This is a genomic window from Metabacillus halosaccharovorans, assembly GCF_002019635.1.
Taxonomy (GTDB): domain Bacteria; phylum Bacillota; class Bacilli; order Bacillales; family Bacillaceae; genus Metabacillus; species Metabacillus halosaccharovorans.
In genome coordinates, this window is the sequence record NZ_KV917373.1 from 113036 (window position 1) to 136194 (window position 23159).

Genomic DNA, 23159 nt, shown 5'->3' on the forward strand with positions numbered 1-23159 from the left:
AAAACAGTTGAGCAAGCTTTCTGGATAGATCATTCATAAAAGCTAGTCCCCTTCTTGTTTCATCTCCATTTATTATACTTATCTATGAAAATAACTGCATCTATTAATATGATGACGCTATCCCATTCTTCTATTCCCTAAAAATCTATTAATTAAACGTTTGTTTAACTATATTTTGAGTGTATTTACAAAAAATTAACAAAAAACAGGTATGAATCTAGCAACTTATTCCATAAAGAAAAATTCTTCTGTGCTATAATATGTGTATGAAATTAACAGAAAGCGTGGATGGTTCATGAAGAAGCTTTCCTATTTATTCATTATTGTAGGACTTTGTATTGTAGGCTATGCCGTTTGGGAAATTGTTGATACAAAAATGCAAACATCCAATTCCTTAGCAGAAGCCCAAGCCATTGTTACATCGCCGCCGGATAAAGAAGTCTATAAGGAAGAGGACGGTACATTTAAACCGCCAATAGGTGAAGCTGTTGGTATTTTACATATACCAAGATTAGAGGCAGACCTCCCAATTGTGGAAGGAACCGATCCTGATGATCTTGAAAAAGGTGTTGGTCACTATAAAGGCAGCTATTACCCTGACGAAAATGGACAAATCGTCTTATCCGGTCACAGAGATACGGTGTTTCGGAAAGCAGGGGAGCTGGAACTCGGTGATTCATTAGAAGTCAAACTGCCTTATGGAGATTTTGAATATGAAATCATTGATACAAAGATCGTAGAAGCTGACGATCGTAGTATTATTACCCTCCAAAATGAGAAGGAAGAGCTTATATTAACAACCTGCTATCCTTTTAGCTATGTGGGAAATGCTCCACAAAGGTATATTATTTATGCGAAAAAGAAAGATGTTTAAATATAACAAACAATCCAGCTCCTTTAAAAGCTGGATTGTCTGCTTTGTATAATCGAGAGGATATCTGCCGGTATGCTGGCTTCGACTTCAATTTTTTCATGTGTTAGAGGGTGTGAAAGAGTAATCTTCTTTGCGTGTAATGCCTGTCTTTTGATAAGGTCCTTACTTCCGCCGTATAAAGTATCACCGATAATAGGGTGGTTCATGGAACTTAAGTGAACACGAATTTGGTGTGTTCGTCCTGTTTCTAATTGTACTGACAAAAGCGACAGATTTGTTTTGGGATTAAATGTTTCAACCTTGTAATGAGTAATGGCTTTTTGACCATTTGGCGAAACTCTTCTACGTGTTGCATGATGTCGATCCCGACCGATTGGCTTATCAATACTTCCATTTGTTTTGGAGAGGTTACCTTTTACAATCGCAAGGTATGTTCTTTTGATTTTTTTCACTTGTAAATCCTGATCTAAAATGGTTTGGGCCAGATCGTGCTTTGCAAATATGATGGCACCGGAAGTATCACGATCAAGGCGGTGAATATGTCGTACACGAATTTGCCAACCGTTAAGCTGGTAATAAAAAGCAATCGCATTTGCCAGTGTTCCTGTTTGGTTTAGTTCGTTCGGATGTGTATCCATACCTGCCGGTTTATTGACAATGATTAAATGATCATCTTCGTAAAGGATATTTATTGAGACATTTTCAGGTAATACTCCGTATTCTTCTTTTTTAAATAAATGAAGATATAGCCGATCATTTTGTTCCAGTTTATGGTTAACATCTGCATTGTTTTGATTTTTTTTGATAGCTGCTGATTGATTCCATCTTTGGATAAGCGCTTTAGAGGCGCCGAGTTTGTTGGATAATATGGAAAAAACAGTGGCATTTGCCCAATCCTTTGGAATCGTAATCTCAAGCCATTCACCAACACGTTTCAATGGTATATCATTCCTTGCTGAATTTATATTTTGTTACGCTGTAATAGCAAACCTTTCGGAAACAGCTATATTAAAACAGTATACAAAACATCGAATGGATGTACAATCTAGTTCCGGTAACACTTTCCTCTGCAATCTTGAAATGTCCTGTGTTATGCTTAATGCAGTGAAACAGATGAAAGAGAAAGGTGATAAAATGAAGGTTGTTGTGGCATCGACAAACGAACAGGAACATCATATTTCTGAGTTAGTTGATCAATTGTACACAGAGATATTCCCGAAATTTTTCCCGGATGAAAAAATTGTAGAATTAAAGAAACTTAACGTGCTTCAGCCACAGGCTTCTGACCAAATCTATAATGCAACATTAAAGGATGCATTTCAAATAATCTCTAGTCTCCAAGCTTTAATAGCTGTACTCGATTTACTACATGAGAACAAACATGAAAATGAGTATAAAGAAATGTTCGAGCGTAATACGCAAAACTTAAATGATTACGGTTATTTCTTTCCTTTAACATTTTCCGAGTTTAAAGAAGCTGATTGTCAAAAAGGGCAATTTAGTCAGTTTATCAGACCGGCTAATCAATATATGATCTAACTAAAACGGACAGTTCATTATGAACTGTCCTCTTTGTTTTCGTCTAGGAAATTATAAAATTCTTGAACTGTGGATAAGTGCGCGACATCCAGCTCCAGCGCCTAGCCCCTCGAGGTCATAAGGCAATTTGGAATTGAAGGCAAAGAACGCCTTCTATTCCAAATCGCCTTATGCTTGTCGGGGCTGACCAAGGCGCTTGCGCTATTCTTATTCAGCTGTCCACTCATTTAATAAAGTACGGAGAGCTTCTTCATCAGTATTGCCGCCTTCTGCACGTGCAACTTCTTTTCCGTCTTGGAAATGAACAAGGGTTGGTGTACCTGTAATGCCATATTGGTTCCAAGCATCTTCATATTCCAATAAATTGAATTGATCAATTTCGACACCTAAATCATCAGCAACAGGCATTAATACAGGTGTTGTTGCTTTACAATGAGAACATTCCGGGCTGAAGAAATAAACAATTGCATCTTCTTTGTTATCAAGCTTTGATTCGAGTTCATCAGGAAGAATGATGTTTTGGTAATTAGGATCGTCAAGCTGATCAATTGTAGCTGGTTTAAGATCACTTTTACCATATACATTTCCTTCAGCTTGCTGTTTGTTTTGGTAAGATGTTACAAAGGCTAGTCCACCAAAAAGGATAAGAATAATGGCTCCGAAAATGAGTAGTTTTTTCATCTTACTTACCTGCTTTCTTTAAAATTAAAAGACTTGTGATAAAAACAATTGAAAATCCGACTAACGCTAAAAATGGAATAGTAATAAATCCTAACCAATTTATGTATTCCCCTGTACATGGCACAATTCCACAGGAGACGGAATTTTCTCCTAAGAAATCTATCTTTTGCACACCATAATGATAAATTGAAATACATCCACCAATCGCAGATAAAACTAGTGTATAAAAGGCGATTTTATAGTCCTTTTTAAAGACACCAATTCCCAGGATGATGACAAGAGGATACATGAAGATCCGTTGATACCAGCAGAGGTCACAAGGTGTATATTGAAGAACTTCCGAAAAATAAAGGCTTCCTAGTGTGGAGATAAATGCCGCAACCCAACCGATTGAAAGTAAATTCTCCAGTTTTTTTTCATTTGAACTTGACATAACATCCCTCATTTATCTTTGTAGATACTTCTAAATTATAATCGCAAGCGTTTTTACTTGTAAAAGAATACATATTAAAATTCAAATGTTTTTGAACATTTTTTGAAAATTGGAAATTTATTGGTGGCTATTTTGAGAATGACTGTTTTCTCAAACTGTTTGAGAAATGTCCGTTCCATTCGCTCCAGACACAAGATTCGCCTTCGGGGTCTCAGCCTTTCCTTTACTTCCCGCAGGAGTCAAGTGTCCTCCGCTCCATTACACTCTCTCATTTTAAACTAGTTTTAAGCCCAATAATTATTTTGGAAAAAGTATAAGGGTTCTTAATAAAATCATAAATAAAGTACTTAATTAACCATCACAACTCTTACGAGTATTTATGGTTTTAAACTTTAATTTATTTTTGTAACGACAACGTTCATCTATCCCCAAAAAATTTTTCTAATTATAAAGGGACGTTCCCTTTCTCATACTATATTTGAAAGGGGAGGATGATCTTGAATACGATTCAAGAATGTATGACAACAAGTGTAGCAACTGTTTCTTCTTCACAATCGATTAAAGAGGCAGCAGAGATGATGAGTCAAAATAATGTTGGGTCTATTCCAGTTGTTGATAATGGTCAATTAAGAGGTATTATTACGGACCGTGATATCACACTTCGTTCAACAGCAGAAGGACTTGATAGCAACATCCCTGTCTCACAAGTGATGACCACAAACCTTGTTTCAGGACATACGAATATGTCAGCTGCTGAAGCTGCCAAAGTAATGGCACAGCATCAAATTCGTCGATTGCCAATTGTTGAAAACAACCAATTGGTAGGAATTGTGGCACTAGGGGACTTAGCTGTAAACCAAATGTCTGACGAAGCAGCTGGACATGCGTTAACAAATATTTCAGAACAAACAAAAACACATTAATCTTCCTTAGAGGTTTGACTCTTATGTCAAACTTCTTTTCTTATTGTTCATATACTGAGAAGAAGAGCGTTGACATCCAGCTCCGAAGCACAGGATGTGCAAGTGCAGTTTTTGCGACAGGACGTCGCGTTCTTAAACTGCCAGCGCCTAGCCCCTCTAGGGTCTAGCCACAAATGAATTGAAGACAAAGAACGTCTTCTATTCATTTGCGTCTTATTTGCCTGAGGCTGATCAAGGCACTTGCGCTTTTGTACATAAATTTGAAATATAAACAAAGTTCCTTTATATATTATACATAGAAGGACACTTTTTTAGGGGAGTTGTATTTTACATGATAAAAGCGATTATTTTTGATTTTGACGGATTAATCCTTGATACAGAAACACATGAATATGAGGTTTTATGTGAAATATTTCGTGAGCATGAATGTGAATTGCCATTAGAAGTTTGGGGAAAATTGATTGGAACTAAGTCAGATTTTAATCCTTATACATACTTGGAGGAACAAGCTAAAAGGAAAATAGACCATGCTGAACTAAAGCTAGTTGAGAAGGATCGTTTTAACAAAAGAATACAGGTAGAAAAGGCAAGACCTGGAGTGATTGAATATTTAGATGCTGCAAAAGAACTCGGTTTAAAAGTAGGGTTAGCCTCAAGTTCCAATTATGAATGGGTTTCCTCTCATTTAAGTAGACTAAACTTATTAGATCGTTTTGAATGCATTCGAACTTCCGATTATGTTGAACATGTGAAACCGGATCCTGCCTTATATTTGGAGGCTGCTAAATGCTTAGGTGTGAAGCCTGAGGAGTGTATTGCTTTTGAAGATTCGGCAAATGGTGCCCTAGCTGCGAAAAGAGCAGGGATGAAATGTGTAACAGTGCCTAATACAGTGACGAAAGGACTTGATTTTAGTGAAGTCGATCATCGCGTCGAATCAATGGCACAAATGGAGCTTAAGGAATTACTGATGTTTCTGGATAAGGGATAAAGGGTATATAAACGTATTAATTATTGTTCAAAGGAGAACCACTATGTCTGAGAAACTTGATTTAACGAAATTTGAAAAAAAGATGATCATACGCAATATCCTGGAAACTGATATTGATGCGATTATTGAACTTCAAGCAAAATGTTTTCCAGGGATGGAACCATGGAAAAGAGAGCATTTGGAAAGTCATCTTGATCATTTTCCGGAAGGTCAATTTTGTGCTGAGTTTGAAGGGATTATCATCGGTTCATGCTCAAGTCTTTTAGTGAATTTTGACGAGTATGATGATCGTCATACATGGGATGATATTACCGATAATGGATATATTACGAATCATGATCCCGATGGTTATAATATGTATGGAATCGAAGTCATGGTTCACCCTGATTATCGCCGAATGAAAATTGGTCACCGTCTATATGAAGCAAGAAAGGACTTAGCCAGAAGGCTAAATTTAAAAAGTATTATTATCGGAGGAAGAATCCCGAATTATTATAAATATGCTGATGAACTGACGGCAAGAGAATATGTGCAACAGGTTACATTACATAAAATTTATGACCCTGTTTTATCGTTTCAGCTTTTAAATGAATTTACCCTTATGAGGATTAATCCAAACTATTTATCTGATGATGTAGCTTCAAATAAATACGCAACATTGATGGAATGGAATAATGTTGATTATCAGCCGAACACAAAACGGTTTTACAAAACATCCAATCCTGTTCGCATTTGTGTTGTTCAGTATATGATGAAGCAAATTCGTTCATTTGAAGAATTCGCAAAACAAGTAGAATATTATACAAATGTAGCTTCAGATGCAGGCTCAGACTTTGCCGTTTTTCCTGAAATCTTTACAACACAGCTCATGTCATTTTTAGATGAAAAAGTTCCAAGCTTGGCTATTCAACGTTTAACTGAATTTACAGAAGAATATATTGAATTATTTACTGAGCTGGCAGTTAAGTATAATGTGAACATTATTGGTGGATCACATGTAGTAGAGGAAGAAGGGCGGATTTATAATATTGCTTACCTTTTTAGACGTGACGGAACAATTGAGAAGCAATATAAGCTCCACATAACACCGAATGAAAGAAAATGGTGGGGGATCAGCCGCGGTGACCAGGTGAAGGTGTTTAATACAGACTGTGGAAAAATCGCCATCCAAATATGCTATGATATTGAATTTCCTGAGCTGGCGCGAATTGCCACAGACAAAGGAGCAAAAATTATCTTTACTCCTTTCTGTACAGAAGACCGTCAAGGATATCTACGTGTTCGCTACTGTGCCCAGGCACGTGCTGTGGAAAATCAAATTTATACAGTTATCGCTGGAACTGTCGGAAACCTTCCGCAAACGAAAAATATGGACATTCAATATGCACAATCAGCCATCTTTGCACCATCAGATTTTGAATTTGCCAGAGACGGAGTCGTGGGAGAATGTGATCCAAATATTGAAATGGTCATCATCGGCGATGTCGACCTCGAAATCCTAAGACGCCAACGCCAATCAGGTACTGTCAATCAATTGAAAGACCGCCGGAAGGATATATATTCTATACAATATAAAAAATAATGTGTGAAGCCAACTCAAAGATTATGATATAGAGTTGGCTTTTTTTATAAGGTGGGTTTTAAGAATTTCTATTAGATAAAAACTAATTTGGTTGATTGAAGCGAGCATCCTGGAGCTTCAATCAACCTTCTATACACTTGTTACATAGCAACAAGGTAAAAGTAAAAAAAGAGGACCTCAAAAATTTTGTCGAAAAACAAATATAGTAATAAAACAAATCGACCAGCTAAATTCACATCACTCTAACCCGATAATTGTTCTAAAATAACGTCATACTATCTTCTAAAGCAAATGCGCGGAATTTGTAGAAATTCAATTATGTGGAAAGTTCTATAATATGCTAAAATTAAGATGAAATTTTAGTAAAACTCCTAGGAGGTAAAAATGAGCTGGGAACAAAGCTATCAACGTTGGAATCAAAAACAAGATTTAGATCAAGAACTGCGAACTCTTTTAACGAACTTAGAAGGAAATGAAAAGGCTTTAGAAGATTGCTTCTATAAAGAACTAGAGTTTGGAACAGGCGGGATGCGTGGTGAAATCGGGCCGGGTACCAACCGTATGAACATATATACAATTCGTAAAGCTTCTGAAGGTTTAGCAACTTACATAAATTCCTTTGGTGATGAAGCCAAAAAACGCGGAGTCGCGATTGCGTATGATTCCCGTCATAAATCACCTGAATTTGCGATGGAAGCAGCAAAAACATTAGCTTCACATGGCATTCAAACATATGTATTTGAAGAATTACGTCCAACTCCTGAGTTATCATTTGCTGTAAGACACTTACATGCATTCTCAGGTATTGTGATAACAGCCAGCCACAATCCACCTGAATATAATGGATATAAAGTATACGGCGAAGATGGCGGACAATTACCCCCAGCTGCAGCAGACACTGTGATCTCTTATGTGAATCAGGTTGAAGATGAGCTGCAAATTGAGGTTAAAGACGAGAGTGAATTAAAATCTCAAGGTTTAATCAACATGATCGGTGAAGAAATTGACCAGGCTTATACAGAAAAGCTAACAACCATTTCAGTGAATCCTTCATTATCACAAGAAGTCGATCTAAAGGTTGTATTCACACCATTACATGGTACTGCAAATAAACCGGTTCGTAGCGGTTTAGAAGCATTAGGTTATAAAAATGTAACAGTTGTAAAAGAACAAGAACTGCCTGATCCAAACTTCTCAACTGTAAAATCTCCTAACCCTGAGGAACATGATGCATTCACTCTAGCAATCCGTGATGGAAAAGAGATTGATGCGGATGTTTTAATTGGAACAGACCCAGATGCAGACAGGCTTGGTGTGGCGGTTAAAAACAATGATGGTGAATATGTTGTTTTAACAGGAAACCAAACAGGTGCATTACTTCTGAATTATCTATTATCAGAGAAAAAGGAAAAAGGAACACTTCCTGAAAATGGAGTCGTTCTAAAAACAATTGTTACATCAGAAATTGGCAGAGAGATCGCAAAATCATATGGTCTTGAAACAATTGATACATTAACAGGCTTCAAATTTATTGGTGAAAAAATCAATGAATATGAACGCACAGGACAATATCAATTCCAGTTTGGGTATGAAGAAAGCTATGGCTACCTCATCGGTGATTTTGCTCGTGATAAAGATGCTGTACAAGCAGCATTAATATCAGCTGAAGTAGCGGCTTATTATAAAAAGAAAGGTCTTACTTTGTATCAAGGCTTACTTGAAATCTTCAAAGAGTACGGCTACTACAAAGAAGGACTTCAGTCTCTTACGTTAAAAGGAAAAGAAGGGGCAGAGCAAATTCAAAGCATTCTGCAGTCATTTAGATCAAATCCTCCTACTGATGTTGCAGGTAAGAAAATTGTAGCAATTGAGGATTATAAAAGCAGTGAACGCCAAGACGTTGCGGCAGGTACAAAGGCGAAGATCGATTTACCTGGTTCAAACGTGTTGAAATACATCTTAGAGGATAATTCATGGTTCTGTGTAAGACCATCCGGAACTGAACCAAAAGCTAAGTTCTATTTTGGAGTGAAAAGTGACACACTTGAACAAAGTGAACAAGACTTATCAACTCTTGAAGCAGGCGTCATGGAAATCGTAAATGAATTAATCGCAGCATTATCGAAGTAATAACAAAAAGCGGACAAACTCATACTTGTCCGCTTTTTGCGTTCCTAAAAATACTCCAAAAGTCGTAGCAAAATTAAGTCAGAAAGAGAAGGTCGTTAAAAGAGAGTTGTTGATATAATAAAGATAAGAAGACTAGGGAGAAAAGCAAATGACTGGAACTGATAAACGGATACAAGACCTAAATACGCTCAAAATCATTGCAGAAAAGTTAAATGAAGCGACGAATATTAAAGTTATGTTAAATGATGTGTTAAAGGAACTCCTGCATGTAACAGATCTTTCAACAGGGTGGATTTTTTTAATCGATGAAAAAGGTCATTATAAGTTAGCGGCTGATCATGATTTGCCAACAGGGTTAACGTGGAAACAAAAGAAGCCAATGTGTGAAGGCGGCTGTTGGTGTGTGGATAGATATCAGGCTGGACGCTTAAAAAAGGCGATTAACATCATTTCATGTAAGCGAATTGAAGAGGCGATTGAACATAATTGGGGAGAGACGAACGGAATTACCCATCATGCAACAGTCCCACTGAGAGCTGGAAAGGAAAACTTCGGACTGCTTAATGTTGCGTCACCAAATAAAAAGCATTTTTCAGAAGAGGAACTTGCCTTATTAGAGTCTGTTGCTTTTCAAATTGGAACAGCTATAAAACGAATACAATTAGTCGAGAAGGAAAGAGCTCATGCATTAGTCAAAGAAAGAAACAGACTTGCACAGGATTTGCATGATTCAGTTAATCAGCTGTTGTTTTCGATTATGTTAACAGCAAGAGGAACAAAGGAAATGACAGATCAGGAAGATGTGAAAGAGATGCTGACATATATGCAGGAGCTTTCCCAGGAAGCATTGAATGAGATGAAGGATCTGATATGGCAGCTCCGACCACAAGGGTTGGAAGATGGTATTGCAACAGCACTTATTCACTATGGAAATGTGCTCGGATTAAACATATCTTGTGATATAGAAGGTGTTTGTACATTGCCTCAATATATTGAAGAAGAGCTATGGCGTATTGGTCAGGAGGCATTAAATAATTGCAAAAAGCATGCTGAAACAACTGAGATGAATGTCGCCCTATCAAAAAAAGATGTATATGTAAAAATGATGATAGAGGATCGTGGAAGAGGCTTTCATTATGATGAAAGTGTTGCTATTCCTTCTTTAGGGTTAAAAGGAATGAAAGAAAGAGTTGAACGTTTGAACGGGAATTTTAAGTTAGTAAGCATGCCAGGTAAAGGAACAAAGATTGATGTTGCGATTCCATTAAGTAAAGGGGGATAAATGATGGCCAAAATTAAAGTGTTAATTGCAGATGATCACCATGTTGTGCGGAGAGGCTTGCTTTTCTTTCTAAAAACACAGAAGGATATAGACATTATCGGGGAGGCAACAAACGGGAAAGAAGCTGTAAAGCTCGTTTCAGAACTAAATCCGGATGTAGTTTTAATGGACTTATCCATGCCTGAAATGGATGGAGTGATGGCTACAAAGATTATTAGGGAAACTAACACAACAGTTAAAATCATTATTTTAACAAGCTATGGTGATCAAGATCATGTCATCCCTGCATTACGTGCAGGTGCTTCCGGATACCAATTGAAGGACATAGAACCAGATGATCTTGTTCAAACAATAAGAGATGTGTTACAAGGACAAAGTAAACTTCATCCGAAGGTCACCTCACATGTTATGGCTCATTTGTCTACACCAGTGATTCAGCCCCAAACAAAACTAGACGACTTAACGAAGCGGGAAAAGGAAGTTTTAAACGAGCTGGCAAAAGGGAAAAGCAATAAAGAGATTGCAAGTGCATTATTTATCACAGAAAAAACGGTTAAGACACATATATCAAATATCCTGTCCAAATTACAGCTGTCAGATCGCACACAAGCAGCTATATATGCGGTGAAAAATGGATATGTAGAATCTTAAAAATAAAGGAGAATGAAAATGAAATTATTGATTATCAATGGGGGCCCAAGAAAATCAGGGAGAACAAAAATGGCCGCCACATACATGGCAAAGGTCTATAAGGCGGAACACTTTGATTTAAGTGAAAAGGAATTCCCACTTTTTAATGGAGAAGAAGCAGCTTCACAACATCATCATGTTCAAGAATTAAGAAAATTGGTTGTAGAGGCAGATGCTATTGTATTATTATCTCCTGAATATCATAATGCAATGAGCGGTGCACTGAAAAATGCATTAGACTTTTTAAGCAGTGAGCATTTTTCTCATAAGCCTGTTGCACTTGTAGCTGTTGCGGGTGGAGGAAAAGGCGGAATTAATGCGTTAAATAACATGAGAACGGTGATGCGGGGATTATATGCCCACTCGATTCCGAAACAAGTTGTACTTGATCCAAATTGTTTTGACTATGAACTTAAAGAATTACATTCGGAATCTGCATTACTCATTGAACAATTAGTAAAAGAATTAACTGTTTATACAGAAGCGATTCAAAATATCGATCAATAAAGACTGACTAAGGGTAGGTGTGTGTATACTATCCTAAGTCAGTCTTTTTTAAAAGTTAAGGAAGCATAGAATTCTGTACTAAGTTTTGGTGTCTAGCTCCAGGCGCCATCGGCGAAGCACAGGATGTGCAAGTGCAGTCAATGCGACAGGACGTCGCGATTTTGACTGCCTCTAGGACTAGTCAAATAGAAATAGAAGGCATAGAACGCCTTCTATTCCTATTCGCCTTATGCTTGTCGCCGATATGCTTAGCGCCTTGCGCTTTCCTAGTGTAATGCCTCTATTGCAAAAGGTTCTTCCTCTACTGCGTGGTCGATATATCGTAAAAGTGAATACAGTTGTTTTTCAACTTCTTTATAGTCATGTTCGAAATTATAGGCATGTAAGAAATGTTCTATTTTCTTTGATAAAAAATCGTCTTTTGTTCGAACCATTAAGATAAGTAAGTTATCCCATTGTGAACGATGTGTGTAATACAATGCTTTGTCATAATCAACATTGTTCATGATCTTCCCTCCCTTAAGGAGATATGATTATTGTATGTGTTTTATGTTTTTTGTTACTGTGAAAAACTTGGTGTCGTTGCTATATAAGGAATGGTAGTCTTTACCCACATAAAACACTTAAGAGATGGTAACCTAAAATCAAAAAGGATGAAAAAATGAAGTATTGTTCGATCTTAATTCTCATATTCATAATAGCATTGGGACAAAGTGTACAAGCGAAGGAATTCGAGCAACAGATGTATACATATCAACTCATGAAAAAGAATCTTCTCTCGATTGCTAAAGCGTATGACCTTGAGGTAAGAAGATTTGGCCAATCTGAATTTGGACGAGATCTTCTTGCAGTGAAAATTGGTCATGGAGAGAATACCGTTTTTATTACAGGAAGTCATCATGGACGGGAATGGCTGTCAACACACATCGTGATGGAAATGATCAAGCAATACGCAGAGGCTTATAAAAATTCCCGTCCTTTTTCAGGGCATTCTCCTGAAATCTTAGATGATGTTGCGATTTGGTTTATCCCGATGGTGAATCCTGATGGTGTGACGATTCAACAAAAGGGGATCAGCTCATTTCCCTATCTGTTACAAGAGGTCTATATCGATATGAATGAAGGAGATGCAGATTTTACCCGTTGGAAAGCGAATGGTTTAGGAGTTGATTTAAATAGACAGTATCCTGCTGGATGGGACAATATTGAAGGAGATACAGCAGATGCATCCTACTCTCATTTTAAAGGGAAAAAGCCTCTGGAATCAAAAGAAACGAAAGCTTTAACACATTTTACAAAGCAAATAAAGCCGCTTACAACTGCCGCCTATCATACTTCAGGCCGTGAGCTGTATTGGTATTATTTTAATTCTTTTCACCACCTTCAACGGGACTACTCGCTTACTGAAAAAATCTCAAAGAAAACAGGTTATGAAATCTCCTATCCTCCCTTTGATGCCATTGGCGGGGGTTACACAGACTGGTTTATTCAAGAATATGAACGACCGGCTGTAACGATAGAACTTAGTTATCTTATTGAGGATACTAACCCTCCATTGTCAGTGTTTGATGAAGAGTGGAAACGTAATAAAGAAATTGGATTCATTCTATGTGAATATGCCAAAAAAGAGTTGCTGGTAGAAAAATAAAATATTTTTTTGGAGAATATGGACCAAATGTCGGGGCAGATTAATTGATAGAAAGCCGTTATGGAGGTCTGTCTTATGAAAACATTATCAAAAGTTTTTTTCGCATTTCTCGCTCTCTCAATTATTTTTACTGCTGGGTTGAAAGCATACGGGGAACAAAATGTGCAGGAAGTGGATTACAAAAAGTGGAGCCGTATTGCGATATCCTCTGTAAAAGAAAAATATCCTGACGCTGAATTTGTTGATTATAAGTATGATGGAAGAGAAGCTGTAAATGAAGAAGAGTCAAAAGATGTTTTTCATGTGAAGGGAAAGCAAAACAATAAACCGTTTATTGTAAAGGTAGATGTTGTATTTAACCCTAAAACAGGACAATTGATTACCGTAAATGTTTCAGAAATGAGAGAAGGCAACCTGTGAGGTCGCCTTTTTTCATTTAGATAAAAAATATGAGAGTAGAGCAGATTGATTCTTTGATACGTCAGCTAAAGTATATTGATCAAGGACTTCCAAATACGCTTGTAATGCTTTGTTTAAAACATGTTTTAAACCACATGCAGGAGAGATAATGCATTGATTATTGTCTTGATCAAAACACTCGACAAGATGGAAATCTTCCTCTGTTTTTCGAACAATTTCTCCGATATTAATTTCCTCTGGAGGCATTGCTAACCGAATTCCGCCATTCCGCCCGCGGATTGTTTCGATGACATTCATTTTTCCGAGCTCATATGTGACCTTCATTAAATGGTTTTTTGAAATATTATAGACTTCTGCAATTTCTTTTATATTTGAAAGATCTTCTTTAGGTTTTGTAGCAAGATATACTAAGACTCTTAACGAGTAGTCTGTATAAAGGGTTAGTCGCATATAACATACCTCACATTTATTTTTAGAAAGATTTAGTTGAACTGAAAGTGATTGAAATTACTTAATAATAAGTATAGCGTATGGTTGATTGAAGCTCCAGGATGCTCGCTTCAATCAATGAAATAGTTTTCTAAATAGAATCTAGGTTTAAAAGTAACTTTAGACCTATCTTACCATATGGTGTGTACGTTTTAGTTATTATTGTAGGAAAATGTGACAGCTTTTCTAAAGATGTATTTTATATATTGCTTTTAAATCATGGTTTATCTATGATAAAGATGTATTCAAAATACTTCTTTAGGAGTTGGAATAGATGATATCTAATAAAACAATTGAAATTGTGAAATCAACAGCACCAATCTTAGCTGAGCGTGGAGTGGAAATAACATCTTATTTTTACAAAAGCCTGTTTGAAGCACACCCTGAATTATTAAATATATTTAATCATGCAAATCAAAAACAAGGTCGTCAGCAAACAGCTTTAGCCAATACGGTTTATGCAGCAGCAACATATATTGATCAATTGGAAGTATTATTACCAGCCGTAAAACAAATTGCCCATAAACATCGAAGTTTAAATGTGAAAAAAGAACATTATCCGATTGTAGGAGAATTCTTATTAAAAGCGATCAAAGATGTATTAGGAGATGCAGCGACACCTGATATCATTGAAGCTTGGGGAGAAGCATATGCAGTGATTGCTCAAGTCTTTATCGATGTTGAGGAAGAAATGTATAACAAAGCCAAGAATGAGGCTTGGGAAGAGTTCAAGGCATTTAAGGTTGTTAAAAAGGAACAAGAAAGCTCTGTTATTACATCATTCTATCTTGAAGCTTCTGATGGTAAGCCAGTTCCAAATTTTCAAGCGGGTCAGTATATTACAATAAGATTATCTATTCCAGGTGAAGAGTATTTACTAAATCGTCAATATAGTCTTTCTGACTCTCCAGGGAAACAAACATTACGAATCTCCGTTAAGAGAGAAACAGGAGAAAACATAGATCAAAATGGTAAAGTATCAAATTATCTTCATGATTCAGTCAATGTTGGTGATGAAGTAGAAATTACGGCTCCTGCAGGTGACTTTGTTTTAGACGGATCAGCAAATTCTCCACTTTATCTCATTAGTGGTGGTGTCGGAATTACACCGATGCTTAGTATGCTAAAAACAGTTGGAGATAACCAGCCGAATCGAATGGTAACATTTATCCAGGCAGCAAATGATGGATATGTACAAGCATTTGAACATGAAGTAAGTGAAACGGTTCAATCGATGCCAAATGCAAAGAAATATGTCGTCCTCCAACAGCCAACTGTATCTGATCGTGAGGAAAATAAATTTGATTTTGAAGGATACTTAGATTTACAAAAGCTTGAACAGCTTGTGAAAGAAAAGGATGCAACATTCTATGTATGTGGTCCGGCACCGTTTATGGGAAGTGTAATTGAAAACCTTCAAAGACTTGGTGTGAAATCAGAGAATATTAACTATGAATTTTTTGGTCCTGCAATTGATTTGAAGCAGTATCAGGAAGCGTAAATATTGGATTGAAGCCATTAATTATAGGGATTTTGTTTCCCTATAGTTAGTGGTTTTTCTTTTGGATTTATTGTGTTCTAACGTTATAGAGTATATTTTTCTGGAAAGGGTATAGTTAAACCTATTAGCTAGTATCAAACTTATATATTTGTAAAGTTAGGTGAGATAGATGGAGAAAGACTTGGAACAGAAGCAAAAAACGATTGATTCTAAGTACATACAACAACACCTGGCAAATGAGCGCACATTTTTAGCCTGGATCCGAACGGCGATTGCGATAATTGGTGTGGGATTTCTTGTTTCAAATTTACATGAAAATATGGAGCCGAATCTTTCACAGACTAGTGATTATTTAGCCAATATTATTGGGATAACATCAGTTGGAGTAGGAATTATAACGATCATTATGGCAACCATTGCTTATTTACGAAAATACAAAGCGATTAACGCTCAAACATTTAGAACCCCGAAAATAACCGTAATTACACTTGGGATCTTTGTGATCGTGATTGCGTTTATTTTTGGTATTTACTTTGTATTAATGTAGAAATGCTAGAGTCTCCCTTTGAACAGGTTAGCATGTTTTTCAACTAAGGCTCATACATTATTGTAAGATTTGCTTTAGGGGGGAGACCATGAAAGCAGCTGATCAAAAAGCTTTGGAATATGCTATTAGTGAAATAACCGAGGTTGCGAAAGGCTTCGGACTTGATTTTTATCCAATGAGATATGAGATATGTCCTGCTGATATTATTTATACATTTGGTGCATATGGTATGCCTACAAGGTTTTCACACTGGAGCTTTGGGAAACAATTTCACAAAATGAAGCTTCAATATGATTTAGGTTTGAGTAAAATCTACGAACTTGTCATTAACTCAGATCCTTGCTACGCATTTCTTCTAGATACTAACTCTTTAATCCAAAATAAATTAATCGTCGCTCACGTATTGGCACATTGTGACTTTTTCAAAAATAATTCACGTTTTAGTAATACAAAACGTGAAATGGTTGAGAGTATGTCTGCCACAGCAGAGCGAATTAAGAAATATGAACTCATTCATGGAAGGCAAGAGGTAGAAACGTTTTTAGATGCAGTTCTTTCGATACAGGAACATATTGATCCTTCCCTTGTTCGTCCAAAACTTTCTTGGACGATTGATGATATTGAATTTGAGGAAGACTCAGAAGAGCAAAAGGTCACTCCATATGATGACCTTTGGAATCTTGATAAAAAAGCTGAACCCAAATCTACAATAAAAAAGAAGAAAAAGAAATTTCCACCTTCACCTGAGAAAGATATTCTATTGTTTATTGAAGAATACAGTAGAGAATTAGAGGATTGGCAACGTGATATTTTAACGATGATGAGAGAAGAAATGCTCTATTTCTGGCCACAGCTTGAAACGAAAATCATGAATGAAGGTTGGGCTTCGTATTGGCACCAACGCATTATCAGGGAGCTTGATTTAACATCTGATGAAGCTGTTGAATTTGCAAAGCTGAATGCAGGTGTTGTACAGCCATCAAAAACAAGCATTAATCCGTATTATTTAGGTCTGAAAATTTTTGAAGACATTGAAGAGAGATACGATAACCCGACAGAAGAGATGAAAATGTTCGGTGCGAAGCCTGGTTCCGGACGTGAAAAAATGTTTGAAGTCCGTGAAGTGGAATCCGATATTTCGTTCATCCGCAATTACTTAACAAAAGACCTTGTGATGCGCGAGGATATGTACTTATTCCAGAAGCAAGGCCGGGATTATAAAATTGTTGATAAAGGCTGGGAATCAGTTCGCGATCAGCTTGTCAGCATGAGGGTCAATGGAGGATTCCCATATATTACGGTAAATGACGGAGATTATCTAAAAAACAATGAACTTTACTTAAAGCACTGGTTTGAAGACATTGAGCTTGATCTAAAATACTTAGAGAAGGTGCTTCCATATATTTATCAATTATGGGGCAGACCTGTTCATATGGAAAGTATGCTGGAAGGAAAAAATGTGTTGTTTTCTTATGATGGAAAAAGTGTATCGAGAAGATACTTGTAAAAAATCGCTGCTTAGGCAGTGATTTTTTTTGCATGAATGTAATAATTTACGCAATACTAATAAAATATATTTTTCTATTGAATATATAAGTAAATTATTATATAGTAATTTACGGATACAAGTGGAGGTGTAAACAATGTCAGAAACAACTCTTGAAATAGATAAAGCTGCGACAGTATTAAAACTTTTAGGTGACAAAACCCGTTTAACAATGGTGAAAATGTTGGATTCAAATGATTGTTGTGTGTGTGAGTTTGTTGAAATTTTTAAAGCAAGTCAACCTGCCATTAGTCAACATCTCAGAAAACTAAAGGATGCAGGAATTGTTCAAGAAACGAGAAGAGGGCAGTGGATCATTTATTCATTAAACAAAAGCAGTGATTATTACCCATTTGTTCAAAACATACTTGAACACCTTCCGAACCAGGATTATCGAATAAAAGAATTAGAGGAACAAGGATTACGTATTTCGTGTGAATAATGGAGGTATGAAATGACATCAGTAATTTTGGCATCCGTTATCTTTTTACTCACACTTACGCTCGTCATATGGCAACCAAAAGGGTTATCCATTGGCTGGTCTGCATGTGGCGGGGCGATTTTAGCCCTTCTGGTAGGTGTTGTTGATTTTAAAGATGTAATGGATGTAACGTCAATTGTTTGGAACGCAACCTTAGCATTTATTGCGATTATTATTATTTCTTTAATATTGGATGAAATAGGTTTCTTTGAGTGGTCAGCTTTACACATGGCAAGGGCTGCAAAAGGAAACGGCATGAAAATGTTTGTTTATGTCAGTATATTAGGTGCAATTGTAGCTGCACTCTTTGCAAATGATGGAGCAGCACTAATCCTTACACCGATTGTCCTTGCGATGGTAAGAAACTTAAACTTTAGTGAAAAGATGGTGTTTCCATTTATTATGGCTAGTGGATTTATTGCAGATACAACCTCTCTTCCATTAGTCGTGAGTAATTTAGTGAATATCGTATCAGCAGACTTTTTCGGGATAGGTTTTGTCGAGTTTGCATCAAGAATGATTATTCCTAACTTTTTCTCACTAGGTGCAAGTATTTTGGTTTTATTTCTCTTTTTCCGTAAAAGCATTCCGAGAAATTATGATATATCCCAATTGAAAAAACCAGTAGAAGCCATTCGTGATGAAAAGATGTTCAAATTGTCCTGGGCTGTTTTGGGAATCTTACTTATTGGATACTTTGCAAGTGAGTTCATCGGCATCCCTGTATCGTTCATTGCCGGCATTGTTGCCATCTTCTTTTTAGCCATGGCAAAAAGAAGTCCTGTGGTAAACACAAAAACCGTCATAAAAGGGGCCCCTTGGGCAATTGTCTTTTTCTCAATCGGAATGTATGTCGTTGTTTACAGCTTGCGAAATGTTGGGTTAACAAATGTATTAGCTGATTTAATTCAAGTAACAGCAGACCAAGGGCTGTTTGCAGCAACAGTTGGAATGGGCTTTATTGCTGCCATCTTATCATCAATCATGAACAATATGCCAACGGTTATGATTGATGCACTAGCCATTTCGGATACGAATACAAGTGGTGTGATAAGAGAAGCTCTTATTTATGCAAACGTGATTGGTTCTGATTTAGGACCGAAAATTACACCAATAGGCTCATTAGCTACTTTATTATGGCTTCATGTCTTATCTTTAAAAGGTGTAAAAATCTCTTGGGGAACCTATTTTAAAACAGGAATTATCCTAACCATCCCAACATTATTTATTACCCTTGTTGGTTTATATATTTGGTTACTTATCATCCATTAATCTTATCTGAAAAGGAGAAATAAACATGTCTAAAAAAACAATCTACTTCTTATGTACAGGAAATTCTTGCAGAAGCCAAATGGCAGAAGGCTGGGCAAAAAAGCATTTAGGTGATGAGTGGGAAGTAAAAAGTGCCGGCTTAGAAGCACATGGTTTAAATCCAAATGCAGTGAAAGCAATGAAAGAAGCGGATATTGATATTTCAACTCAAACATCTGATGTTATTGATCCGGAAATCTTAAATCATGCTGATTTAGTTGTAACACTTTGTGGTCATGCGGCAGACAATTGCCCAGTTACTCCTCCACATATTAAACGAGTACACTGGGGTTTTGATGATCCGGCGAAAGCAGAAGGAACAGATGAAGAAAAATGGGCGTTCTTCCAACGTGTACGTGATGAAATCGGAGAAAGAATTGAACGTTTCGCAAAAACCGGAGAATAATAAAAAAGCCGTGGGACACATATCCCGCGGCTTTTCCTTTACCAATACCTATTCATTCATCACAACAAGAATCAATGGTATCTACTTCAGTGTCTTCTTTTGTTAAGAAAAATTCCCATTCGTGGCCATCAGGATCTGTGATCCAAAATTTATCTTGCTTAGCATAGCAGCATGTAGTATCACTTTCATTACGAGAGAAAAAACCTTCCGTTTCCAGCCTCTCTTTATGTTTTACCAACTCATCTGTACGGAATACTTGAAAACCAAAATGATTGATATGATTACCCTCTACACGATCTACTGGTCGTAATGTAAAGTTTAACCCAGGGTTCTCTAACAAAAACTTCACATAATCTGGTTTTACTTTTACAGGTTTTGCACCAAATAACTTAGAATAAAAGGTAAGGGAAGTCTCTAAATCTGTTACATTTAAACCAATATGAATATTCATATTTTCATTCCTCCTGAGGGTCTATTTCGTCATTAATTCTCCGTTTTTAGCAACAAACTGTTTGGCAACAAATCATTTCAATTGATTTAGTTTCATCAGTACACTTATCTTCTTTAGTTACAGGAATCGAAAAAGAACTAAATTCAGTCATTTCATTTTGTTTTATTTTTGAAAGTATATAAACCTCATACTCATTAAACATAACTTCCTCCTAAAACAAATTATTTTGATCTATTTATCAAAAAAAATTGATATATTGTAGAAAAAAATTATCAGCAAGTTGGCCGAAATAGACAACAAAGCTCTGCTGATAATAGGTGATTTACTTCATCTAGGTTAAGTTTGTAATAATTCCATGTACCTCTTGTTTCTCGTATAATAAGGTTGGCATCTAAAAGTATTTTTAAATGATATGACAGCTTTGATTGTGTCATGTTTACCATTGGAGCCAGATCATTAACATTAATTTCACCTTTTTGTGTAAGAAGGTTCATGATCTGCAATCTCTTTTTGTCTGCAATGGCTTTAAACTTGCTCTCATACATTTCAAAGGTTTTTTCTAAAGATACATCTTGGAAGTTGGTTTCCTGTTTCATGAAATACACCTTTTCTACATCAATTTTTTTTGATATTTAAACTATATATCCAAATTTTTCTTTTGTCAACGATTAATCAAAAAAAATTGATGTATGTGAATTTTTTTGTAAAAGATATCTGAGTTTTTATCACAACTGTTTTTGCATAGATCGTTGCTATAAATTATCATGTTATGATCGATAGTGGAATGGAGCGGAAGACACTTGACTCCTGCGGGATGTGAGGAAAGGCTGAGACCCCACAGGCGAAGCCGAGGAGGCTAAGCTTCCTCCCCGGCGAATCTTGTGCCTGGAGCGCAATGGAACAAATCTGTTTTTATATTCAACTATCTAAATTACAGCATAGAAACCTTTATTTTAGATCAAAAGTGTGAAGTAACAAAAGAAGCTACCAGATTAGGTAACTTCTTTTGTCATTAAATCAATCCAATAAGTAATCCGCCAACAGCTCCGGTCAACACAATGATCCATGGTGGAAGCTTCCAATAAACTAACATACTGAATAATACGGCAGCAAAGGCAAAGTCAATTGGTGCCAGAATGCTGCTGGTCCAAATAGGATGATAAAACGCAGAGATTAAGATTCCAACAACCGCTGCATTTACTCCAAGTAACGCTCCCTTAATCTTAGGATTACGGCGCAATGTATCCCAAAATGGCAATGTTCCTAAAATTAATAGAAATGCGGGTAAGAAAATAGCAACTGTGGCTATTAATCCACCTTGCCAACCATTTATTACGGCACCTAAATAGGCTGCAAATGTGAAAAGTGGACCCGGGACTGCTTGTGCTGCACCATATCCGGCTAAAAAGGCCTCTTCTGACAGCCACCCGGTTGGAACAAATTCACGTTCCAATAAAGGCAAGACAACATGCCCTCCGCCAAATACTAATGATCCTGAGCGGTAAAAGCTATCAAACATAGCAATCCAACTTATCGAAGTCATTTCTCTTAAGATTGGTAGTAAAATGAGTAACCCGAAAAATAATGATAAGCAAACAATGGCAAATCCTTTTGAAATAGGGAACTCAACTCTTGATTCTTCAGATTCTGTGTGATCTTTATATAAGAGAAACCCAACGAATGCGGCGATGATAATCACACCGACTTGTGTAAAGGCTGTTTGCCATAAAAGTGTTCCTACTAAGGCAAATAAAGCAATTGTTTTTCTCTTTAAATCTGGAGTTAACTTTTGTGCCATCCCTAGGATCGCATGTGCAACCACGGCAACGGCGACTATTTTCAAGCCGTGAATCCATCCGGCATCTGCGACATCAAATCCCTGTAGAATTAAAGCAAAGATAATAAGTGCTAAAACCGAGGGAAGGGTAAAACCTATAAAGGAAGTGATTCCTCCCAATACTCCCGCACGCATGACACCAATTCCAATTCCTACCTGGCTACTGGCCGGCCCGGGTAGAAACTGGCAAAGTGCTACTAGATCCGCATAGCTTTTTTCATCCATCCATTTCCTTCGGCGAATATATTCTTCATGGAAATAGCCTAAGTGTGCAATTGGTCCACCAAAGGATGTAAAACCGAGCCTTGTTGAAACAATCAAAATTTCAAGTAATGTCTTTAGTGTACTTTTTTGTTCCATTATTATTTACCTTCCTTTCCTAGTCTTTAATTTCTTTAAATAACTCATATGCTTTTGCCCGAGCTTCTTTAAGAACCATGTTTCCTTTTTCTGTAGTTGTATAATATTTTCGTATTTTTCCTTCTACATTTCGGTCTTCTCTTATTAAGAGACCATCTGACTCCATGGTGTGAAGGATAGGATAAAGGGTGCCGGGACTGATATTATACCCGTGTTCTCTGAGTTCTTCGAGCATCCAGACACCAAAAATTGGGTGTTCTTTTGCATGGTGAAGGATGTGAATGTGAATAAACCCGAGAAACAATTTCCGCAGGACTTTGTCTTCCAATAAATCACCTCATTAACTTATATCGATATCGTACTTCAATATTGAGATTCGATATTATGTATTGTAACATCTTCATTTAATTTTTCCACTCATAACTACAATATTTACAAAACCTTTACATTTCTAAAGAAATTAATAAAGTTGATATGATTTTTGCATACTTTCTGCAAAGTCATTTGTTATTTTAGAAATAAAGAGACCT

The 23159-nt window shown here is 36.6% G+C and carries 27 protein-coding genes; 17 read left to right on the forward strand and 10 right to left on the reverse strand.

The window, feature by feature from the left end; translation table 11 throughout:
* The first annotated feature begins 295 nt into the window (after positions 1-295).
* Positions 296-874: a class D sortase gene (locus BK577_RS24865; protein WP_078435478.1), complete on the forward strand. Its 579-nt coding sequence runs from the start codon at positions 296-298 to the stop codon at positions 872-874.
* A 23-nt stretch (positions 875-897) separates the two neighbouring features.
* Here the strand turns inward: BK577_RS24865 and BK577_RS24870 are convergent, their stop codons facing one another.
* Positions 898-1812, reverse strand: a complete 915-nt coding sequence (locus BK577_RS24870) for an RluA family pseudouridine synthase (RefSeq protein ID WP_078435479.1) — start codon at positions 1810-1812, stop codon at positions 898-900.
* A gap of 175 nt (positions 1813-1987) precedes the next feature.
* On the opposite strand from BK577_RS24870, the gene BK577_RS24875 reads away from it, so the two are divergent.
* Entirely contained in the window at positions 1988-2413 is a 426-nt protein-coding gene (locus BK577_RS24875) for a DUF5365 family protein (RefSeq protein ID WP_139367460.1), read from the forward strand.
* Positions 2414-2620: 207 nt separating this feature from the next.
* Here the strand turns inward: BK577_RS24875 and BK577_RS24880 are convergent, their stop codons facing one another.
* Positions 2621-3094, reverse strand: coding sequence for a thioredoxin family protein (locus BK577_RS24880; RefSeq protein WP_078435481.1), 474 nt, complete (start codon positions 3092-3094; stop codon positions 2621-2623).
* A 1-nt stretch (position 3095) separates the two neighbouring features.
* Positions 3096-3527, reverse strand: coding sequence for a disulfide oxidoreductase (locus tag BK577_RS24885; protein WP_078435482.1), 432 nt, complete (start codon positions 3525-3527; stop codon positions 3096-3098).
* Positions 3528-4018: 491 nt separating this feature from the next.
* Between BK577_RS24885 and BK577_RS24890 the strand changes: the two genes are divergently transcribed.
* The 7 genes from BK577_RS24890 to BK577_RS24920 all read left to right on the forward strand — a co-directional run bounded on the left by BK577_RS24890 (position 4019) and on the right by BK577_RS24920 (position 11632).
* Positions 4019-4450 carry a CBS domain-containing protein gene (locus BK577_RS24890; protein WP_078435483.1) on the forward strand — a complete coding sequence of 144 codons (432 nt, stop codon included), beginning with the start codon at positions 4019-4021 and terminating at the stop codon, positions 4448-4450.
* 331 nt (positions 4451-4781) lie between these two features.
* Positions 4782-5441 carry an HAD family hydrolase gene (locus BK577_RS24895; protein ID WP_078435484.1) on the forward strand — a complete coding sequence of 220 codons (660 nt, stop codon included), beginning with the start codon at positions 4782-4784 and terminating at the stop codon, positions 5439-5441.
* Between the two features lie 43 nt (positions 5442-5484).
* The gene (locus BK577_RS24900) at positions 5485-7023 is read left to right on the forward strand and encodes a bifunctional GNAT family N-acetyltransferase/carbon-nitrogen hydrolase family protein (protein WP_026561151.1); all 1539 of its coding nucleotides are present in this window, start codon (positions 5485-5487) and stop codon (positions 7021-7023) included.
* 384 nt (positions 7024-7407) lie between these two features.
* Positions 7408-9153, forward strand: a complete 1746-nt coding sequence (locus BK577_RS24905; RefSeq protein WP_078435485.1) for a phospho-sugar mutase — start codon at positions 7408-7410, stop codon at positions 9151-9153.
* A 148-nt stretch (positions 9154-9301) separates the two neighbouring features.
* Positions 9302-10435 carry a GAF domain-containing sensor histidine kinase gene (locus BK577_RS24910; protein WP_078435486.1) on the forward strand — a complete coding sequence of 378 codons (1134 nt, stop codon included), beginning with the start codon at positions 9302-9304 and terminating at the stop codon, positions 10433-10435.
* 3 nt (positions 10436-10438) lie between these two features.
* Positions 10439-11086 (forward strand): response regulator, encoded by a 648-nt coding sequence (locus BK577_RS24915; protein WP_078435487.1) that lies wholly within the window; start codon positions 10439-10441, stop codon positions 11084-11086.
* 18 nt (positions 11087-11104) lie between these two features.
* A complete protein-coding gene (locus tag BK577_RS24920; RefSeq protein WP_078435488.1) occupies positions 11105-11632 on the forward strand; it encodes an NADPH-dependent FMN reductase in 528 nt (175 codons plus the stop codon).
* A 266-nt stretch (positions 11633-11898) separates the two neighbouring features.
* Here BK577_RS24920 and BK577_RS24925 read toward each other — a convergent pair whose 3' ends face one another.
* The gene (locus BK577_RS24925; RefSeq protein ID WP_078435489.1) at positions 11899-12138 is read right to left on the reverse strand and encodes a YhdB family protein; all 240 of its coding nucleotides are present in this window, start codon (positions 12136-12138) and stop codon (positions 11899-11901) included.
* A 155-nt stretch (positions 12139-12293) separates the two neighbouring features.
* Here BK577_RS24925 and BK577_RS24930 point away from each other — a divergent pair, with 155 nt between their 5' ends.
* Together BK577_RS24930 and BK577_RS24935 are read left to right on the forward strand one after the other, a co-directional pair.
* A complete protein-coding gene (locus BK577_RS24930) occupies positions 12294-13280 on the forward strand; it encodes a M14 family metallopeptidase (protein WP_078435490.1) in 987 nt (328 codons plus the stop codon).
* 75 nt (positions 13281-13355) lie between these two features.
* Complete coding sequence (locus BK577_RS24935) at positions 13356-13700, forward strand: DUF3889 domain-containing protein (protein WP_169908492.1); 345 nt, start codon at positions 13356-13358, stop codon at positions 13698-13700.
* Positions 13701-13712: 12 nt separating this feature from the next.
* Here the strand turns inward: BK577_RS24935 and BK577_RS24940 are convergent, their stop codons facing one another.
* A complete protein-coding gene (locus BK577_RS24940) occupies positions 13713-14150 on the reverse strand; it encodes an RrF2 family transcriptional regulator (protein ID WP_078435492.1) in 438 nt (145 codons plus the stop codon).
* Positions 14151-14463: 313 nt separating this feature from the next.
* Here BK577_RS24940 and hmpA point away from each other — a divergent pair, with 313 nt between their 5' ends.
* The 6 genes from hmpA to arsC all read left to right on the forward strand — a co-directional run bounded on the left by hmpA (position 14464) and on the right by arsC (position 19981).
* Positions 14464-15690 (forward strand): NO-inducible flavohemoprotein, encoded by a 1227-nt coding sequence (gene hmpA / locus BK577_RS24945; protein WP_078435494.1) that lies wholly within the window; start codon positions 14464-14466, stop codon positions 15688-15690.
* Positions 15691-15871: 181 nt separating this feature from the next.
* The gene (locus BK577_RS24950) at positions 15872-16237 is read left to right on the forward strand and encodes a YidH family protein (RefSeq protein ID WP_245823610.1); all 366 of its coding nucleotides are present in this window, start codon (positions 15872-15874) and stop codon (positions 16235-16237) included.
* An 88-nt stretch (positions 16238-16325) separates the two neighbouring features.
* The gene (locus BK577_RS24955; RefSeq protein WP_078435496.1) at positions 16326-17744 is read left to right on the forward strand and encodes a SpoVR family protein; all 1419 of its coding nucleotides are present in this window, start codon (positions 16326-16328) and stop codon (positions 17742-17744) included.
* Positions 17745-17880: 136 nt separating this feature from the next.
* Entirely contained in the window at positions 17881-18225 is a 345-nt protein-coding gene (locus BK577_RS24960) for an ArsR/SmtB family transcription factor (RefSeq protein WP_078435497.1), read from the forward strand.
* Between the two features lie 12 nt (positions 18226-18237).
* On the forward strand, positions 18238-19536 hold the full coding sequence (locus BK577_RS24965; RefSeq protein ID WP_078435499.1) for an arsenic transporter: 1299 nt from the start codon (positions 18238-18240) through the stop codon (positions 19534-19536).
* A gap of 25 nt (positions 19537-19561) precedes the next feature.
* Complete coding sequence (gene arsC, locus BK577_RS24970; RefSeq protein ID WP_078435501.1) at positions 19562-19981, forward strand: arsenate reductase (thioredoxin); 420 nt, start codon at positions 19562-19564, stop codon at positions 19979-19981.
* A gap of 52 nt (positions 19982-20033) precedes the next feature.
* Here arsC and BK577_RS24975 read toward each other — a convergent pair whose 3' ends face one another.
* From BK577_RS24975 to BK577_RS24990, 5 genes are all read right to left on the reverse strand, one after another.
* On the reverse strand, positions 20034-20432 hold the full coding sequence (locus BK577_RS24975; protein ID WP_078435502.1) for an ArsI/CadI family heavy metal resistance metalloenzyme: 399 nt from the start codon (positions 20430-20432) through the stop codon (positions 20034-20036).
* Positions 20433-20478: 46 nt separating this feature from the next.
* Positions 20479-20634: a hypothetical protein gene (locus tag BK577_RS26235; protein WP_169908494.1), complete on the reverse strand. Its 156-nt coding sequence runs from the start codon at positions 20632-20634 to the stop codon at positions 20479-20481.
* A 70-nt stretch (positions 20635-20704) separates the two neighbouring features.
* Positions 20705-21028 carry an ArsR/SmtB family transcription factor gene (locus BK577_RS24980; RefSeq protein ID WP_078435503.1) on the reverse strand — a complete coding sequence of 108 codons (324 nt, stop codon included), beginning with the start codon at positions 21026-21028 and terminating at the stop codon, positions 20705-20707.
* 416 nt (positions 21029-21444) lie between these two features.
* Positions 21445-22629, reverse strand: a complete 1185-nt coding sequence (locus BK577_RS24985) for a chromate transporter (protein ID WP_078435505.1) — start codon at positions 22627-22629, stop codon at positions 21445-21447.
* 19 nt (positions 22630-22648) lie between these two features.
* The gene (locus BK577_RS24990) at positions 22649-22957 is read right to left on the reverse strand and encodes a PadR family transcriptional regulator (RefSeq protein ID WP_078435506.1); all 309 of its coding nucleotides are present in this window, start codon (positions 22955-22957) and stop codon (positions 22649-22651) included.
* Positions 22958-23159: the final 202 nt, after the last annotated feature.